The following is an 18,808-nucleotide window of genomic DNA, read 5'->3' as shown; positions in this document are numbered from 1 at the left end:
CCCGGCGATACGTCAGAAAACACTGCAACCGGAGCAAGCACTGCATGGAACTCGACTACGAAAGTAAACGCCCGCTGTATATTCCTTATGCGGGTCCGATCCTGCTGGAATTTCCGCTGTTGAATAAAGGCAGCGCCTTCACCCTCGAAGAACGTAACGAATTTAACCTCAACGGCCTGCTACCGGAAGCGGTAGAAACCATCGAAGAGCAGGCAGAACGTGCCTGGCGCCAGTTCCTGGATTTCAAAAATAACAACGACAAGCATGTCTATCTGCGTAACATCCAGGATACCAACGAAACTCTGTTCTATCGCCTGCTCGACAATCATCTGGAAGAGATGATGCCGATTATCTACACCCCAACGGTCGGCGCCGCCTGTGAACACTTCTCTGAAATCTACCGTCGCGCGCGCGGCGTGTTCATCTCTTACAACAACCGCGACCGCATCGAAGACATGCTGCAGAACGCCACTAAGCAGAATGTAAAAGTGATCGTGGTGACTGATGGCGAACGTATTCTTGGCCTCGGCGATTTGGGTATCGGCGGCATGGGCATCCCAATCGGTAAGCTGTCGCTGTATACCGCGTGTGGCGGCATCAGTCCGGCTTACACCTTGCCGGTAGTGCTGGATGTCGGCACCAATAACCAACAGCTGCTGAACGATCCGCTCTACATGGGCTGGCGTCATCCGCGTATCACTGGCGAAGAGTACGAAGAGTTCGTTAACGAGTTCATCCAGGCAGTGAACCGTCGCTGGCCGAACGTGCTGTTGCAGTTCGAAGACTTCGCGCAGAAAAACGCCATGCCGCTGCTGGAGCGCTATCGCGATGAGATCTGCTGCTTCAACGACGATATTCAGGGCACCGCTGCGGTGACCGTCGGCACTTTGATCGCCGCCAGCCGCGCTGCCGGCAGCCGTCTGTGCGAGCAGAAAGTGGTGTTCCTCGGTGCCGGTTCTGCCGGTTGCGGTATCGCCGAGCAGATCATCGCGCAGATGAAGTCGGAAGGTTTGAGCGATGATGAAGCGCGTGGCCGCGTGATGATGGTCGATCGCTTTGGTCTGCTGACCGACAAGCTGCCGAACCTGCTCAATTTCCAGAGCAAGCTGGTGCAGAAGAGCGACAGCCTGAAAGATTGGGACACCAATAGCGATTCAATTTCTCTGCTCGACGTGGTGCGCAACGCCAAGCCGGATATTCTGATCGGCGTGTCAGGTCAACCTGGCCTGTTCACCGAAGAGATCATCCGCGAGATGCACAAGCACACCAAGCGTCCAATCGTTATGCCGCTGTCGAACCCGACATCACGCGTGGAAGCGACGCCAGCCGACATCATCGCCTGGACCGACGGTGCCGCGCTGGTTGCCACCGGCAGCCCATTCTCACCGGTCACCTGGAAAGGGAAAACCTATCCAATCGCCCAATGCAACAACTCCTATATCTTCCCTGGCATCGGTTTGGGTGTCATCGCTGCGGGCGCAAGTCGCGTGACGGATTCGATGCTGATGACCGCCAGCCGCGCACTGGCCGACTGCTCGCCGCTGGTCAACGACGGCGAAGGGCCGGTTCTGCCGGAGATCAAAGATATTCAGGGCGTATCTAAGCTGATTGCCATTGAAGTGGGCAAAGCCGCTCAGCTGGCTGGCGTGGCGGTGGTGACCTCGGAAGATGTGTTGTCGAAAGCCGTCAGCAACAACTTCTGGCTGCCGCAGTATCGTAACTATCGCCGTACTTCGATCTGATAAATTCGTTGCCGGATCATTTAGATCCGGCAACGTTTAAAAAAACGTCAGCCAACTGGCGTTTACTTGCTTCCCCCGCCCGCCTCAAGTAGCCTTTATCCATTCTGAATTCTGCCAACCGAGTGCCCGCGCGCATGATTAAACGCGTTTTCTTTGGTCTGTTTTTCATCATCTTACTGATGGTGGCGACCGCGCTCGGCCTGGATCGCTGGATCAGCTGGAAAACCGCGCCCTTTATTTACGAAGATGTCACCTCGCTGCCGCATCGTCAGGTCGGCGTGGTCTTGGGCACAGCCAAGTATTACCGCACCGGCGTCATCAATCAGTATTACCTCTATCGCATTCAGGGCGCGTTGAACGCCTATAACAGCGGCAAGGTCAATTACCTGCTGCTGAGCGGTGACAATGCGCAGCAAAGCTATAACGAACCGATGACCATGCGCCGCGATTTGATTAAAGCGGGCGTCGCGCCGTCGGACATCGTGCTGGATTACGCCGGGTTCCGCACGCTGGATTCGATTGTGCGCACGCGCAAAGTGTTCGATACCAACGATTTCATCATCATTACCCAGCGCTTCCACTGTGAACGCGCGCTGTATATCGCGCAGCATCTGGGGATTCAGGCGCAATGTTATGCGGTGCCGTCGCCGAAAAACATGTTGTCGGTACGTTTCCGCGAAGTGGGTGCACGTTTGGGTGCGCTGGCGGATTTGTATTTGATGAAGCGCGAGCCGCGTTTCCTCGGCCCGCTAGTGCCGATTCCTGCGGTGCATGAAGTGCCAGAAGATGCGCAGAGTTATCCGGCGGTGACGCCAGAGCAGCTTTTAGAGTTGGAAGAGAAGCTGCAGAAGTGATGTTTTGCCCTCACCCCAACCCTCTCCCGCTTGCGGGAGAGGGGGCTGATCGAGCTCTATCTTAAAACCTTCACCGTACGGTTCCCTCTCCCGCCTGCGGGAGAGGGCTAGGGTGAGGGGAAACCTATTACTTCTTACGTGCGTACTTCAGTGAATCCAGCGCCACGGCGAAGATAATAATGCCGCCCTTGATGATGTACTGCCAGTAAGGGTTAACGCCGATGTAGGTCAAACCGTAGTTGATCACGGTGAAGATGATGACACCGGTTACCACGCCCGCTACAGAACCCACGCCACCGGCAAACGACACGCCGCCGACCACACAAGCCGCAATCGCATCCAGCTCATACATAAATCCGAGGTTGTTGGTGGCGCTGCCGATACGGCCCGCTTCCAGCATCCCGCCGAACGCGTAGAACACGCCAGACAGTGCATACACCAGAATCAGGTTGAACGGTACGTTTACGCCAGACACTTTCGCCGCTTCCGGGTTACCGCCGATAGCGAAGATGTTGCGGCCGAAGCGGGTTTTATTCCACAGCACCCAAACAAATACGATGGCAATCACGGCGTAGAAGGTGATGAACGACAGTTTGAAGTCACCGAAACGCAGGAAGCCTTGGGCAAATTTGGAGAAGCCAGGATCGAAACCGGCAATCGGCGATGCACCCACAAAGTCGTAATAGAGTGAGTTGATGCCGTAAACGATAATCATGGTGCCCAAGGTGGTGATAAATGGCGTTACCTTGAGGTAAGCAATGATCACACCGTTCACCAGACCAATCACGCCGCCGATGATGCACACGGTCAGGATAACTACCGGAATTGGCACGGTGTCCAGATGCGGGAACACCTTGTTCGCGTTATCCATCGCCTGCAGCAGCGTTGCTGCCACAACTGCCGCTAAGCCTACCTGACGACCCGCTGAAAGGTCCGTACCCTGGGTGACAATCAAACCGGCCACGCCCAATGCGATAATAATACGCACTGAGGATTGGGTCAGAATGTTACTCAGGTTCATTAAACTTAAGAACGTTGGATCCTGGAAAATAATAATTGCCAGCAGTACAAACAGGACAACGTAAATGCCGCCCTCTTTTAACCAGGTTAGCGCATTCTTTTTAGTAGTCGCTTTCATGTTAAAGCCCTTGCTTCATTAAAGGTGTAATGACGCTAAACGCAGGATTTCATTCTGCGAGGTCGTTTTGGTATCAACAATGCCTGCTACCTGGCCATTACTCATCACTAAAATACGATCGGTAATACCCAACAGTTCTGGCATTTCAGAAGAGATAATAATGATGCCCTTCTCTTTCTTCGCCAACTCAGCAATAAGTTGGTAGATTTCGAACTTCGCGCCCACATCAATCCCGCGCGTTGGTTCATCAAGCATCAATATTTCCGGCTGCGTTAATAACCAGCGACCAATGATCACTTTTTGTTGGTTACCACCGGAAAGCGAACCAATTTGCGTATGATGACCCGGCGTTTTCACGCGCATCGAATCAATAACCCATTGGGTGTCGCTTTTCATGCGTTTATTATCGAGCAGTCCCATGCTGGATTTATACTTTTTGATATTGGAGATAAGCGAGTTAAAGCCAATATCCAGATACGCATAAATACCGGTGGAACGACGCTCTTCCGTCACCAGCGCAAAGCCGTGGTTAATGGCTTCGTTGGCGCTATGGTTGTTAATCGCCTTGCCGTGCAATTTAATCGTGCCGCCCGACTTTTCGCGAATCCCAAACAGGGTTTCGACGATGTCGGTACGCTTGGCTCCCACCAAACCGGCAATACCAAGAATTTCACCTTTACGCAGATCGAACGAGATATCACGAATCGAAGGCTGACGCAGTGAGGTTAAATGACGCACCTCAAGAATGGTTTCCCCCGGCACGTTGGTTTTGTCTGGGAAACGCTGGTTCAATGAACGGCCAACCATCATCGAGATGATCTTGTCCATATCCAGCCCTTCCAGCGGCTGAGTGGCGATCCACTGCCCATCACGCAAAATGGTGATCTCATCGCACAGCTGGAATATCTCTTCCATCTTATGCGAGATATAGACAATGCCGCAGCCGCGATCTTTCAGCTTACGAATAATAGTGAACAAGTGATTCACTTCTTTTTCGGTCAGCGATGATGTCGGCTCATCCATAATGACGATCTTCGCGTCATAGGAAAAAGCTTTGGCGATTTCGATCATCTGCATCTGCGAGACAGATAAGGTGGCGACTTTATCGCGCGGATCGATATCAATATCTAATTCATCAAAAATCGCTTTGGTATCGCGATACATTTTATCCTGATCGACAAATACGCCTTTACGTGGATAACGGCCAAGCCACATGTTATCCATGACGTTGCGTTGCAGAACCAGGTTTAATTCCTGATGCACCATGGAAACGCCATTTTCCAGCGCCTCTTTGGAGCTCTTATAATCAATTTCCTCACCCTGAAACAGGATGCTCCCCGTATCCTTTTTATAAATCCCAAACAGACATTTTAATAATGTAGATTTCCCGGCGCCGTTTTCTCCCATTAATGCATGAACGGAGTGCGGCCGCACTTTTAAATTCACATTATCTAAGGCTTTAACCCCTGGAAATGATTTCGAGACATTCGTCATCTCCAGCAGATATTCACGCTGTGTGGTCGGATTCTCACTGGCCATAATTTACCTGGCTAAATAAAGCGTTGGTCAGATGCAATAAGGCGCGGCGAAAAGCCGCGCCCAGGATGAATTACTTCACAAACTGCGACAGATTTTCTTTATCTACTGGTACGTAAGGAACACGTACGATTTTGTTTTCCATCTTGAAGTTGGTGCCAGCGGTTGGCTCTTTGCCATTGGCCAGATTATTAGCAATATCCAGCGTCGCTTTCGCCTGGTTTTCCGCATCGTTCAACACGGTACCGGCCAGGGCGCCTGATTTCACCAGCGCCAGCGCTTCTGGCAGTGCATCGACACCAAACACTGGAATGCTGGTTTTGTTGTGCGCTTTCAGCGCTTCAACCGCACCCATCGCCATCGCATCGTTGTTGGCGATGATCACTTCAATCTTGTCGGCATTCGGGCCAGAGAGCCAGGCGTCAACTTTGTCTTTTGCCTGTGCGGTATCCCACATCGCGGTATCCATCGCCAGCTGCTGCGTTTTCAGACCGTCTTTGTTCAGGGTATCGATCACGTATTTGGTACGCGCTTCGGCATCCGGATGGCCCGGCTCGCCTTTCAGCAGCACGAACTGAATCGTACCGTCTTTGTTCAGATCCCACGCTGGCGTAGCTTTCCAGTGCTTCTCGATCAGCTGACCCTGGATGATGCCTGACTCTTTAGAGTCGGTACCGACGTAGTAGGCTTTCGGATAGCTGGCCAGCACTTTGGCGTTAGGTTCTTTGTTGAAGAACACCACCGGCACATCGTTGCCGCGCGCTTTATCAATCACCACTGCCGCAGCAGCCGGGTCCACCAGGTTGATAGCCAGCGCTTTCACGCCTTTTGCCATCAGCACGTCAATCTGATCGTTCTGTTTGGACTGGTCGTTCTGTGAGTCGTTCATCAGCAGCTGAATGCCGCCCAATGATTTCGCTTCTTTCTCAATGTCCTTACGCACCATCGACATGAAGTTGTCGTCGTATTTGTAAATCGTCACGCCAATGCGGGTATCGGCGGCGTGCGCAGTTGCACCAAACATCATGCTGGCAACCAGTGCTGTGAGCGTGAAAACCTTCTTATTCATGGTATCTCCGGTTTTTTATGTAGGGCATTTCATTGCGCTATTTGCCTGCGGGCAAACAGCGCCGTCGGTTGTAAACCTGATAATGGGCGGACGCGTAACGCAAAGCCGGGCCACCATCGCAATCCTGACTTCCCTGTAGGTAAACGCTTCCTGAAGAGTGTTGTGAACTATTTCAATCGGCTACTGAAACCTGCTGGGAAGAGGATTTCTCAGCGTTACATGATGTTTCAGTCCGGTAAGACGCTGCCATCATAGTGAGCGGCATGTTAATTAACTGTGAATGCAATCACAGATTGGAAACGGTTACACTGAGCTATCGCCTGAATTAGTGACCGACTCCACAATTTGCCGCTGGGCGACAGAATGGCGACGTACCAGCGTGGGCATAAAGCAGTGAGATGCATTGATATCCAGTTCACCGGCCGCACCTTTGAGCGCCAGCTCAGTGGCAAGTTTTGCCATAGAAACAATAGGATAACGGACCGTAGTTAACTGCGGATCGGTGTAACGGGAGATGGGAATGTCATCAAAGCCAATGACAGAGAAATGCTGTGGAACCTGGATGCCGTTGTCCTTCAAAGCAGTCAACGCACCCGCTGCCATGCCGTCATTGTAGGAAAACACCGCTGTTAAATGTAAGTTACGGCCCAGTAATTCCACCATCGCTGCTTCACCGCCTTGCATGTCAGGTTCAGCATGAGCAATCCATGATTCCTGCGGACGAATTCCCTGCTCTGACAAGGCCTGCAGCCAACCTTCGCGGCGCTGCGTCACATCCTCAATCGGATGACTGGAGCTGAGAAAGCCAATGCGTTGATGTCCCTGTTGTAACAACATGCGCGTCGCTACCTGCGCGCCAGTGACGTTATCCAGGCAAACGCAGCGGTGTTCATAACCGGGAATTGTACGGTTAATCAATACCATACCAGGAACCTGATCCATAAACTGCGTCAGTTCAGCGTCTGAAAGCGTTTTCGCGTGCACCACCAATGCGTTGCAGCGTTGACGTATCAGCACCTCAATTGCGTGACGTTCTTTCTCTTCCTGATGCCAGGAGTTACTGATTAACACGTGTTTATGCACGCGCTGCGCCACGGTATCGACCGCTTTCACCAGCGCGCCAAAGAAGGGATCGGAAACATCCATCACCACCACGCCAATGGTGTCACTGATTTGCGTGGCCAGCGCCTGGGCGTTGGCGTTCGGGCGATAGCCTAACGCGTCAACGGCGGCCAGCACGGCTTCACGGGTATCGGCGGTGACTGCACTGCTGTTATTGAGCACACGCGACACGGTGGCTACTGACACACCGGCCTGACGGGCGACATCACGAATCGTTATCATGCAGCTGTTCCACAGAGGCTGAAAATGCGCGACAAGCGCGTAACGGCGCTATTCTGTCAGGGCATCTGCAACGACTACGTGAATCACGTCACACCAATGAAAACGGTTACATACAATTCTGCAACCTTTGTGATGAACATCATTATCTGAGTGAGGAGGAAGGGTCAGGTTTTCCAGCGGCCAGACGCGTCAGTTTGCGCCACATCCACTCCATTGGCCCCTGCGGGAAGACACGCAGCCACAGCACGGAAAACAGGATGTTAACCAACCAGATAGCCGGTACAAAGGCCAGCAAGTGCAGGCGATCAAACTTGAGGAACAGGTTGAAGCGGTAGAACAGCGTGGTGCAAATCAACGTCTGTAACAGGTAATTGCTTAATGCCATGCGGCCAACGCATTGAATGGCGTAACTGATGCGCGTTGACGCAATTTGCGGCCAGAATCCGAGGCAAAGTGCGGCGTAACCGAGGCTGATAAATGGGCTGGCTAGATCGCGCGGCACCTGCAAGAAGAAGCCGGTCCAGCGGAATTCCCAGCCAATCATCCACTGCGCGGCGATGCCGGGAATGGCGATCAGCCAGCCGATGGTCAGCAGCAGCGCCGCTGAACGACGATAGTGCTGCACGCTGAATTGCCCGCTGAACCAGCCACTGCGCATCAATGCCGCTCCAATCAGCATCAACCCCGCCAGCTGCCAGCCATATTGTGACGCCAGCGCCATTAAGCCGGACGACAGGTGATCCAGCCGATTCTGCACCGCTTCCCAACCGCCGAGCAGTTTCCAGTAGCTTTCATATTGCAGATCCGCCGCGCCCGGCAGCCAGGAATTCGTTGGATTGGGACTGGAAATTAAGCCGAATACCACCAAAACGCCACAGCCAACCAAATAGAGTAATGCGCCGGTTTGTAACAACGCACGGTCGGACGGCACATCACGCAGCATGCGCCAGATAATCAGCCCAATCAGGCCGTAATCCAGCAGGATATCGCCTTCCCAGAAAAAGATGCCGTGAATGAAACCGAGCAGCACCAGCAGCGTCAGACGCGCCGACATCCAGCGGCTGCCGCGCGGCGCCTGCATGTAAAGGCCAGCACCAAACAGCAAGGCAAACAGCGTGAGGAATTTCAGCTGCGCCAGGCCATCCATGATCGCCCACGTCCAGGCATCAGATATTGAAGCTTCTCCGCGCCACGCCGGATTGAGATAGGCCGCCGATGGCAACGCAAAGCCGACAATGTTAAGCAGCAAGATGCCAAGAATGGCGCAACCACGAATGAAATCCAGCGCGAGATAGCGTTGCATCGAGTGCCCTGACGGAGAGAGGAAATCGGGCGACAAGCTGCCGCCCAAACAGATTAGCTGTGGCGAACTGCGCGTAAAAATTCCTGACGCGTGTTCTGGCTGGATTTGAACAAGCCGCCCAGCGAGGTAGTGGTGGTGGCGCTGGTGGCATCTTTCACGCCACGCGCTTTCACGCAGTAATGCACCGCATCAATCGACACCGCAACGTTATTGGTGCCCAGCAGCGTTTGCAGCGCCACCAGCACTTGCTGCGTCAGGCGCTCTTGCACCTGCGGACGCTGGGCGAAGAACTGCACGATACGGTTGATTTTCGACAGGCCAATCACTTTCTCTTTCGGGATATACGCCACAGTGGCTTTGCCATCGATAATCACAAAGTGGTGTTCGCAGGTGCTGGTCAGCGTGATATCGCGCACGGTCACCATTTCATCCACTTTCATCTTGTTTTCGATGACGGTGATTTTCGGGAAGTTGGCGTAATCCAGACCTGAGAAAATCTCATCCACATACATCTTGGCGATGCGATGCGGCGTCTCCATCAGGCTGTCATCTTCCAGATCCAGGTTCAGCAGTTGCATGATTTGCGTCATGTGGCCGGCAATTTCGCGTTTACGTGCGTCGTCATCCATTTCACGCACCGGGGCGCGTAGCGGCGTTTCCAGACCACGCGCCAACAGCGCTTCGTGAACCAGGGCGGCTTCCTGACTTAAGATACTCATTTACTCTTCTCCGGCAGGTGATGCGCCCGCGGGTCTTCGCCCACGGGGGAAATTCTGAGCGCGTATTGTGAAATACTCCGCGCCCTTAATCCAGTAATCATTCCGATAAGCTTTTCATCACTTACTGCGACGTAAAACCAGCATCCCGGCAACGATTAAGCTGGCACCCGCCACCCACAGCGCCGGTTCCAGTTGATGCCACAGCATGCTGGAAATCCACGACAGCAGCGGACCGGCCAACTGCCCGACCGCATAACCGGTGGTGAGCAAACCGGCAAGATAGCGCGCATGCTGCGGTGCCAGCTCACGCCCATATTGCAGCGTCAGTTGCACCACGCACAGGAAGCCGCCGCCAATCAGTGCCGCACCCAGCATCAGGCCATTTAACCCCGGCAGCACAATCGCGGCGATAACGCCCAACGCCTGCGCCCACAGCACCATCGCTAAACGCGCATGGCTGCTGCCCCAGTGACGCGTCAGGATGCCTAACACGATGCCGATCACCGCCGCGCCGCCAAACACTGGCCAGACAAACTGGGCAAAGGCGCTGTCAGGAAAACGCGCCGCCGCCATTTGCGACAAAAAGGTGGCGGGCAGAATGTAGCCAAAGCCGGCAAGGCTGTAGCTCAATACCAAGCGCTTAAGATCGCCATTCAATACCAACGGTGAGACAGCTTGATCGGGACGATGCAATTGGCCGGTACGCGGCAGAAAACGCGCAATTGCGGCAATCAACAACAGTGCCAGCAAACCATACGCCGCCCACGCAAAGGCCGCACTGACGCCGCTGGCATGCAACGCCACGGCCAGCATGCCGCTGATAAAGATGCCGGTGCCGGGACCAGCAAACACCGCTGCCAGCAAGCCCGGACGGCCATGATGATGCAGCTGATCGCTGGCCCATGCCGCCAGCAACACCATGGCCCAGCCGCTGGCCCAGCCAATCAGGAAACGAATCAGGCCATGTAACCACGGACCGCTGACGCAGGCCGACAGCAGCGTTAATATCACCGCGCCCCACACGCCCGCCTGTAAGCGCCACTCGACGCGTTTGCGCGCACGCATCGCATCAAAAGAGCCAAACAAATAACCGAGATAGTTGAGAGCTGCCACCAGACTGGCGCTGGTGAGCGTCAGTTGATGGTCATTAATCATCAGCGGAACCTGCGGCGTGAAAGCAAAACGCCCAATCCCCATCGCAACCACTAAACTTAAGAACGCGCTAAGCGCGACACGAAACGCCATAGCGACCTCAGGATGTTTTATCACTTGTCACTAGCATGCATGACGTTTAAACTCACGGAAAGTGAATAATACTAACCAAGTTGTTTACGAGAAGAGAATATGGATTTAGTACAGCTCCGCATGTTTTGCTCCGTAGCCGAATCCGGTTCGCTGGCGCGTGCCGCCGAGCAACTCCATCGCGTACCTTCCAATCTCACCACGCGTCTGCGCCAGCTGGAAGATGAAATTGGCGTTGATCTGTTTATTCGTGAGAAGCAACGCATTCGTTTGTCGCCAATGGGCCACAATTTCCTCAACTATGCGCAGCGCATCCTGGCGCTGAGCGATGAAGCGCTAAATATGGCGCGCGCCGGTGAACCGGGCGGTAATTTCGCGCTCGGTTCAATGGAGAGCACCGCCGCGACGCGGTTGCCCGCGCTGTTGGCGGCCTATCACCAGCGTTTTCCCGCCGTGGAACTGTCGCTGATCACCAATACCTCCGGTGAAATCATCGACAAGGTGCGTGAAGGTACGCTGGCTGCCGCGCTGGTGGATGGCCCGGTGGCGCACGACGATCTCAACGGCTGCATTGCCTTTAACGAGCAGATGGTGCTGATCACCAGCCCGGAACATGCGCCGATTGCCTGCGCGCGCGATGTGCAAGGCGACACGCTGTTTGCTTTCCGCAATAGCTGTTCCTACCGCACCAAGCTGGAAGCCTGGTATCGCGAAAGCCAGACTGCGCCGAGCAGCGTGATGGAGATTCAGTCCTATCACGCGATGGTAGCTTGCGTGGCCGGTGGCGCGGGCGTGGCGATGATTCCCGCCTCGGTGCTGGCACAAATGCCGGCGCGCGCACGCGTGCAGGAGCATGCGTTACCGCCCGCTTACCGCGATACCGCCACTTGGCTGATGTGGCGACGCGATGCGTTTACTCCCAACGTGGAAGCGCTGAAGTATTTGATTATTGAACTGTTTGACGATCGCCCGGTTAACGACGAATTGCGGCATCCGCTGCACGCTGCCAAGTAATTTTCTTTTTTATCGACATCACGACCATCGGGGCTTTTGTCCCGCATCTACAGGAAGAGGGATTGCATGAACATGATTAAAACCCGCGCCGCCGTTGCCTGGGCAGCTGGCGAACCGCTGAAAATCGAAGAAGTGGATCTGATGCCACCGCAAAAAGGTGAAGTGCTGGTGCGCATCGTGGCCACCGGCGTGTGCCACACCGATGCTTACACCTTGTCTGGACAAGATCCGGAAGGTGTATTCCCGGCGATCCTCGGCCACGAAGGCGGCGGCGTGGTGGAAGCGGTCGGTGAAGGCGTGACCAGCGTGGCCGTGGGCGACCACGTGATTCCGCTTTACACCCCAGAATGCGGCAAGTGTAAGTTCTGCCTCTCGGGCAAAACCAACCTGTGTCAGGCGATTCGCGCCACCCAGGGCAAAGGTTTGATGCCAGACGGCACCACCCGCTTCTTCAAAGACGGCAAGCCAATTTTCCACTACATGGGCACTTCAACCTTCTCTGAATACACCGTGGTACCGGAAATCTCGCTGGCGGTGATTAGCAAAGAAGCGCCACTGGAAGAAGTGTGCCTGCTGGGCTGCGGCGTCACCACCGGCATGGGCGCGGTGATGAATACCGCTAAAGTGAAAGAAGGCGATACCGTGGCGATCTTCGGCCTCGGCGGCATTGGTTTGTCAGCGATCATTGGCGCGAAAATGGCGAAGGCCGGCCGCATCATTGGTATCGATCTCAACACCAGCAAATTCGATCTGGCGCGCAAACTGGGTGCAACCGATCTGATCAACCCGAAAGATCACGATAAACCGATTCAGGATGTGATCGTTGAACTGACCGACGGCGGCGTCGATTTCTCCTTCGAGTGCATCGGAAACGTCAACGTGATGCGTTCGGCGCTGGAGTGCTGCCATAAAGGTTGGGGCGAATCGGTGATCATCGGCGTTGCTGGCGCGGGCCAGGAGATTTCTACCCGTCCATTCCAGTTGGTGACCGGTCGCGTATGGCGTGGTTCCGCATTTGGTGGCGTGAAAGGCCGCTCACAGCTGCCGGGCATCGTGCAGGATTATCTCGACGGTAAATTCGCGCTGAACGATTTCATCACCCACAAACTGCCGCTGGAAGAGATTAACGACGCCTTTGATCTGATGCATGAAGGGAAATCAATCCGTACGGTGGTGCATTTTACTAAGTAATCAGGAGACGTTATGGCTTCCACTTTGGAGCTGTTAGAAGAGCATCGCATCTTTGGTGGCTGGCAGCAGCGCTGGCGTCATCAGTCGGCGGTGCTGAACTGTCCGATGACCTTCAGCATTTTTCTGCCGCCGCCGCAGAGTGACGCGCCGCCACCGGTGGTGTGGTTTCTCGCTGGGTTGACCTGCAGCGATGAGAACTTCACCACCAAAGCCGGTGCACAGCGCGTTGCTGCTGAGCTGGGTTTGGTGCTGATTATGCCGGACACCAGCCCGCGCGGTGACGAGGTGGCGAACGACAGCGGTTACGATCTCGGCCAGGGCGCAGGTTTCTACCTCAACGCCACGCAGCAGCCGTGGGCGGCGAACTTCCGCATGTTCGATTACCTCAGCAGCGAGTTGCCGGAGCTGGTGGCGGATAACTTCAAGCTGAGCGATCGTCAGTCGGTGATGGGGCATTCGATGGGCGGGCACGGTGCGCTGGTGCTGGCACTGCGTCTCGGCGGGCGTTTTGCGTCTGCTTCGGCTTTCGCGCCGATCGTCAATCCGACTGAAGTGCCGTGGGGCCAGAAGGCCTTTGCCGCTTACTTGGGTGAAGATCGTCAGACGTGGCGTGAATGGGATAGCTGCCTGTTGATGCGTGACGTGGAACAGCGCTTGCCGATTTTGATTGATCAAGGGGATAGCGACCAGTTCCTCGCCGATCAACTGCGTCCAGAGCGACTGGAAGCCGTGGCGCGTGAGCAAGGTTTCCCGCTGGAGTTACGCATTCAGCCGGGTTACGACCATAGCTACTTCTTTATCGCCAGCTTCGTGGAAGACCATCTGCGTTTCCACGCGAAGCATTTGTTGGTGTGACGGTGCTGTCTTCGCAGTATGTGCTGGCTGTCCCCCTCGGTATGTGCTGGCTGTCCCCCTCCTCGGTCCTCCCCCATAAATGGGGGAGGAAGATGCTGCAAAATGTGAGTTTGGAAGCTGCATGTGGCAGCATCTCCTTCCCCCGTTTACGGGGGAAGGCCGGGATGGGGGACAGCGTGCACCTACCTAACTAAACCAACGTCTCTGCCAGCCCGTCGATCATCACCTGCGGCATGCCGCGTGAGCAGTGCTCGATACGGCCGCGCACGCCATACACCTGCGCCAGCGTCTCTGGCGTGATCACCTGCGACGGCTCGCCGTCCGCCAGCAGATTGCCATCCTTCAGCATCAGCGCGTGATCCGCATGACGCAGCGCGATGTTGATATCATGCACCACCACCACCGTCACAATATTGCGCAGCCGGGTTTCACGACGTACCAGATCCATCACGTGGAACTGGTAGTTGAGGTCCAGCGCGCTGAGCGGTTCATCCAGCAGCAGCAGTTCCGGACGACGAATCAACGATTGCGCCAGGCCAACCAACTGCTTCTGTCCGCCCGACAGCTGATCGAGATAGCGCATGGCTAAATGCGCGATGCCGAGTTGCTCAAGCAGATGCATGATCTCCGCTTCGCTCGAGGCGCTGTGCAAGCCTCCCGACGCGCGCTGCGCCACGATAATCGACTCCAGCACGTGCAGATGCACGCCAGCTGGCAAACTTTGCGGCAGATAAACCACGCGCTGCGCCCGACGCGCAAACGGCTGGCCCATCAGCTCTTCACCGTTCAGCCACAGCTCGCCCTGCCCTTTGCCGAGACCGGCCAGCGCGCGCAGCAGCGTTGATTTGCCGCAGCCGTTAGGACCGAGCAACACGGTGATTTTGCCTTGCGGCAGTTCCGGCACGTTAAGATCTTCAATCACCTTGCGCTTCGGGTAACCGGCGGAGAAATGACTCAGACGTAATCCCTGTTCCATTACACCGTCCCCCGATGACGCAGAATAATGCTGAGGAAGAACGGCACGCCGACCAGCGAAGTCACAATCCCCACCGGAATGATCACGCCGGGAATCAGGTTTTTCGACGCCACCGAGGCCAGCGACAGCACCAGCGCACCCACCAGCGCGCTCGCTGGCAGGTAATAACGGTGATCTTCACCAAACATCATGCGTGCAATATGCGGCGCGACCAGGCCGATAAAGCCAATCGGACCGACAAACGCCACCGCCAGCGCGGAGAGAATACTGATGCGCAGCAGCGTCGCCAGGCGCAGACGGCGCACGTCGATACCAAAGCTCACCGCACGATCTTCGCCGAGGCGCAGCGCGGTCAGCTTCCAGCTGCTGTGCATTGAGAACGGAATCAGGATGGCAAAGGCGGCGGTTAACACGCCGAGCTTTTCCCATGAGGCGCGCGCGAGGCTGCCCATGGTCCAGAACACCAAGCCCTGCAAGGTATCTTCGCTGGCGATGAACTGCATCATCGAGACTAATGCGTTGAAGGTGAACACCAGCGCGATACCAAACAGCACCACGCCAGAGGTTGAGACTTTGGTCCAGCGCGTCACGCCATCCAGCATCAAGGCGGCAAACAGCGCAAACACAAAGGCGTTGGCGGAGATAAACCACTGATCCGGTACGCCCGGAATGCCGATACCGAGGATGATCGCCAGCGCCGCGCCAAAGGCCGCCGCTGACGAGACACCGAGCGTAAACGGGCTGGCGAGCGGGTTATTCAGAATGGTTTGCATCTCTGCACCGGCAAGGCCAAGCGAAAAGCCCACCACCACCGCCATCAAGGCGTACGGTAACCGGATATCCCAGACAATCACGCGCGTGCCGGCATCGACCGCATCGGGATGGGTCAGCGTTTGCCATAAGGTATCGAGGGAGAGCCCAGCCGGGCCGAGCGTGAAATCAAGAATTACTGAGGCCAGTATCGCCAGCACCAGCACGCCAATTAACAACAGTCGCTGGCGCAGTACCTGACGATAATGTGTGATGGTATCGGTTTCGAGGCCGTTTTCCGCCAGCAGCGTGGCGTCGGTGGTACGCATTGTTCTACCCGTTTCTTGTCGAAATCATAACGGCAGCCACAATAGTGCAGGTGATAATAATTATCAATTCAATCTGAGTAACAAAATCCAAAAAAAAGTGCGCATAATTGCGCACTTTTCAGGATTGTCGGATCGCCATTTATGGCGACCTTCGTACAGCAATCACTCTTTAAACGTCGGGAATTCCATCTCGCTGTATTTCACGAAGCGCGAGCCGCGTGTCAGCTTGTAACCCAACCAAATCACCAGGAACAGCGGCAGACCAATATAGGTTGCGGCCACGCCATACCAATCAATGCGGTCGGCAAGGAACGCCTGATAGTTCTGCCCCAGCGTGATGATCAGACACAGAATAAAGGCGAAGATCGGTCCCAGCGGGAAGAAGCCCGAACGGTACGGCAAATCGGCAAGGCTGTGACCCTGCGCGATATAACCGCGACGGAAACGGTAATGGCTGATGGCGATACCCAACCAGGCGATAAAGCCGGTCATACCCGAAGTGTTCAGCAGCCACAGGTAGACTTCCTGGTTACCAAATTTCGAGCTCAGGAAGCACAATCCCGCCACCACGGTGGTGGCAATCAGCGCGTTACGCGGCACGCCACCTTTCGACAGCTTGCCGAAAATGCGTGGCGCTTTGCCTTCGCGTGCCAGGTTGAACAGCATGCGCGTTGAGGCATACATACCAGAGTTACCCGCCGACAGCACCGCCGTCAGAATTACCGCGTTCATCACCGCCGCCGCTGAGAGCAGACCGGCATTCTGGAACACTAGCGTGAACGGGCTGATGGCGATATCGGTGACGTCGTTATGCAGCAGCTTCGGATCGGTATACGGCAGAATCAGGCTGATAATCAGAATGGCGAAGATATAGAACAGCAGGATTCGCCAGAACACCTGACGCACCGCGCGCGGGATGTTCTTCGCAGGATCCTGGGATTCACCGGCCGCGATACCAATCAGTTCGGTGCCCTGGAAGGAGAAGCCGACAATCATCGCCACGCCAATCATTGCGGCAAATCCACCGGCAAACGGCGCTTCGCCTACTGTCCAGTTATGCCAGCCAGCGTTTTCTGCGCCACGCATAATGCCGGTGATCATCAGCACGCCCACCACAATAAAGATGATGACAGTGGTCACTTTGATCAGCGAGAACCAGTATTCCGCTTCGCCGAAGCCTTTTACGGAGATGTAGTTGAGCAGGAACATCAGGCCGAGGAACAGTGCGCTCCAGATCCAGCCGGGCGTGTCCGGGAACCAGTAGTTCATGACGAGCTGTGAGGCGACGAGGTCAACGGCGATGGTGACCGCCCAGTTGTACCAATAGTTCCAGCCCAGCGCGAAGCCGAAACCTTCTTCAACGTATTTCGAACCGTAAGTGGAGAAGGAGCCAGAAACCGGCATAAATGCCGCGAGTTCGCCGAGGCTGGTCATCAGGAAGTAAACCATCAGGCCGATGAGCGCATAAGAGAGCAGCGCGCCGCCAGGTCCGGCCTGAGAAATGGTGGCACCCGAGGCGACAAACAGGCCGGTACCGATGGAGCCACCAATGGCGATCATGGTGAGATGACGCGCTTTTAATTCACGGCGCAATCCAGGTTGTTGTGTTGTTTTTGAGTCATTATGCATGTGTAAACGCTATGCTGGATAAAAATGAGGCGAGATTGTAGCAGCTAGCCCCAAGCTGTATAGCATTCACGTCGGGTTATTAGTTACCTTCATGATCGGCCAGGAATTATTAGCCGCAGCGTGCTAAGCACTGCGATTATTCTCGGCAATACGACAGGAAACGGCTCAAAGCTTTGGAGACATGCTTCTGCCGATGATGGATGCGATACAACGTGCGCGTCAGGCGCGGCAGCGGGATCATTACTTCCACCAGCGTGCCGGCTTCCAGCAGATCTTCAATCACCCGCCGCGACAAACAGCTGATGCCCATGCCGTGACGCACTGCGTGTTTAATCGCCTCTGAGTTGCCCAACTCCATGCCGAGCTGAAACTGCGGCAGATGCGACAGCAGCAGATAATCCACGATCTCACGCGTACCCGAACCGCGTTCACGCAGAATCCACGGCGCGGCGGCGAGTGTTTCCAGCGTAATCGGCTGCTGCAGGATGGCAGCATCCGGCGCGGCAAATACCACCAGCTCATCTTCCAGCCACGGCTCGCTGATAATATCCAGCTCGTGACATGGACCTTCGATCAAACCGATATCGACGCGAAAATCCGCCACCGCATTAATCGCATCCTGGCTGTTGCCGACACTCAGCTCCAGCGGCAGCGCGGGGAAATCACGGCGATAGGCAGCGATCATGCCGGGCAGCAGATAATTGCCGATGGTGCTGCTGGCGAACAGGCGAATCGCCCCGTTATCTTCTTTAAACAGCTGTTCGATTTCACCCGCCTGCTCCATCAATCCCACGGCGCGCGGATAGAGTAAACGTCCATGCTCATTCACCACCAGCCGCTTACCGACGCGGTCAAACAGCTGAACGCCAAGCTGGTTTTCCAGATCCGCTAACGCGGCGCTCACCGCCGACTGCGACAGCGACAGCACTTGCGAAGCCTGGGTTGTCGAGCCGCTTTTCAGCACTTCGGTAAACACTTCAATCTGCCGCAACGTGATGTGCATGTGTCCCTCTTATATTACTTATACTGGTTAATTATAAATATATTATCAATTTTACTTTTATACCAGTGCAGCGCACGCTTGAGGCAGAGATTGAATGTTAGAAGGTCGCCATAA

The 18,808-nt window shown here is 55.2% G+C and carries 16 protein-coding genes; 5 read left to right on the top strand and 11 right to left on the bottom strand.

Features of this window, described 5'->3' with window-relative positions:
* The first annotated feature begins 44 nt into the window (after positions 1-44).
* Together BM323_RS10735 and sanA are read left to right on the top strand one after the other, a co-directional pair.
* Positions 45-1,742, top strand: a complete 1,698-nt coding sequence (locus tag BM323_RS10735) for an NAD-dependent malic enzyme (RefSeq protein ID WP_008104950.1) — start codon at positions 45-47, stop codon at positions 1,740-1,742.
* Between the two features lie 134 nt (positions 1,743-1,876).
* Positions 1,877-2,596, top strand: coding sequence for an outer membrane permeability protein SanA (sanA, locus tag BM323_RS10730; protein ID WP_008104952.1), 720 nt, complete (start codon positions 1,877-1,879; stop codon positions 2,594-2,596).
* Between the two features lie 127 nt (positions 2,597-2,723).
* Here sanA and mglC read toward each other — a convergent pair whose 3' ends face one another.
* The 7 genes from mglC to BM323_RS10695 all read right to left on the bottom strand — a co-directional run bounded on the left by mglC (position 2,724) and on the right by BM323_RS10695 (position 10,950).
* A complete protein-coding gene (gene mglC / locus BM323_RS10725) occupies positions 2,724-3,734 on the bottom strand; it encodes a galactose/methyl galactoside ABC transporter permease MglC (protein ID WP_007889502.1) in 1,011 nt (336 codons plus the stop codon).
* 18 nt (positions 3,735-3,752) lie between these two features.
* The gene (gene mglA, locus BM323_RS10720; RefSeq protein ID WP_008104954.1) at positions 3,753-5,273 is read right to left on the bottom strand and encodes a galactose/methyl galactoside ABC transporter ATP-binding protein MglA; all 1,521 of its coding nucleotides are present in this window, start codon (positions 5,271-5,273) and stop codon (positions 3,753-3,755) included.
* Positions 5,274-5,343: 70 nt separating this feature from the next.
* Positions 5,344-6,339: a galactose/glucose ABC transporter substrate-binding protein MglB gene (mglB, locus tag BM323_RS10715; protein ID WP_008104956.1), complete on the bottom strand. Its 996-nt coding sequence runs from the start codon at positions 6,337-6,339 to the stop codon at positions 5,344-5,346.
* Positions 6,340-6,642: 303 nt separating this feature from the next.
* A complete protein-coding gene (gene galS / locus BM323_RS10710) occupies positions 6,643-7,683 on the bottom strand; it encodes an HTH-type transcriptional regulator GalS (protein ID WP_008104959.1) in 1,041 nt (346 codons plus the stop codon).
* A gap of 142 nt (positions 7,684-7,825) precedes the next feature.
* Positions 7,826-8,986 carry a DUF418 domain-containing protein YeiB gene (gene yeiB / locus BM323_RS10705; RefSeq protein WP_008104969.1) on the bottom strand — a complete coding sequence of 387 codons (1,161 nt, stop codon included), beginning with the start codon at positions 8,984-8,986 and terminating at the stop codon, positions 7,826-7,828.
* A 53-nt stretch (positions 8,987-9,039) separates the two neighbouring features.
* Positions 9,040-9,705: a GTP cyclohydrolase I FolE gene (gene folE, locus BM323_RS10700; protein WP_008104975.1), complete on the bottom strand. Its 666-nt coding sequence runs from the start codon at positions 9,703-9,705 to the stop codon at positions 9,040-9,042.
* A gap of 117 nt (positions 9,706-9,822) precedes the next feature.
* Positions 9,823-10,950: a YbfB/YjiJ family MFS transporter gene (locus BM323_RS10695; protein ID WP_008104977.1), complete on the bottom strand. Its 1,128-nt coding sequence runs from the start codon at positions 10,948-10,950 to the stop codon at positions 9,823-9,825.
* A 99-nt stretch (positions 10,951-11,049) separates the two neighbouring features.
* Between BM323_RS10695 and BM323_RS10690 the strand changes: the two genes are divergently transcribed.
* The 3 genes from BM323_RS10690 to fghA all read left to right on the top strand — a co-directional run bounded on the left by BM323_RS10690 (position 11,050) and on the right by fghA (position 14,007).
* Positions 11,050-11,961 (top strand): putrescine utilization regulator PtrR, encoded by a 912-nt coding sequence (locus tag BM323_RS10690; protein WP_008104980.1) that lies wholly within the window; start codon positions 11,050-11,052, stop codon positions 11,959-11,961.
* A gap of 66 nt (positions 11,962-12,027) precedes the next feature.
* Complete coding sequence (locus tag BM323_RS10685) at positions 12,028-13,152, top strand: S-(hydroxymethyl)glutathione dehydrogenase/class III alcohol dehydrogenase (RefSeq protein WP_008104982.1); 1,125 nt, start codon at positions 12,028-12,030, stop codon at positions 13,150-13,152.
* A 12-nt stretch (positions 13,153-13,164) separates the two neighbouring features.
* Positions 13,165-14,007: an S-formylglutathione hydrolase gene (gene fghA, locus BM323_RS10680; protein WP_008104985.1), complete on the top strand. Its 843-nt coding sequence runs from the start codon at positions 13,165-13,167 to the stop codon at positions 14,005-14,007.
* Between the two features lie 190 nt (positions 14,008-14,197).
* Here the strand turns inward: fghA and BM323_RS10675 are convergent, their stop codons facing one another.
* The 4 genes from BM323_RS10675 to yieE form a co-directional block, all read right to left on the bottom strand.
* Entirely contained in the window at positions 14,198-14,983 is a 786-nt protein-coding gene (locus BM323_RS10675) for an ABC transporter ATP-binding protein (RefSeq protein WP_008104987.1), read from the bottom strand.
* Positions 14,983-16,062 carry a FecCD family ABC transporter permease gene (locus BM323_RS10670; RefSeq protein WP_008104989.1) on the bottom strand — a complete coding sequence of 360 codons (1,080 nt, stop codon included), beginning with the start codon at positions 16,060-16,062 and terminating at the stop codon, positions 14,983-14,985. The genes BM323_RS10675 and BM323_RS10670 overlap by 1 nt, the downstream gene beginning before the upstream one ends.
* Positions 16,063-16,224: 162 nt before the next feature.
* A complete protein-coding gene (locus tag BM323_RS10665; protein ID WP_008104991.1) occupies positions 16,225-17,691 on the bottom strand; it encodes an amino acid permease in 1,467 nt (488 codons plus the stop codon).
* A gap of 136 nt (positions 17,692-17,827) precedes the next feature.
* The gene (gene yieE, locus BM323_RS10660; protein ID WP_008104993.1) at positions 17,828-18,694 is read right to left on the bottom strand and encodes a DNA-binding transcriptional regulator YeiE; all 867 of its coding nucleotides are present in this window, start codon (positions 18,692-18,694) and stop codon (positions 17,828-17,830) included.
* Between the last annotated feature and the right edge of the window lie 114 nt (positions 18,695-18,808).

The sequence above is a fragment of the Pantoea sp. YR525 genome, assembly GCF_900116775.1.
Lineage (GTDB): Bacteria > Pseudomonadota > Gammaproteobacteria > Enterobacterales > Enterobacteriaceae > Pantoea > Pantoea symbiotica.
Note: the sequence above shows the minus strand (reverse complement) of the source record. Positions and strands in the feature narration are given on the sequence as shown.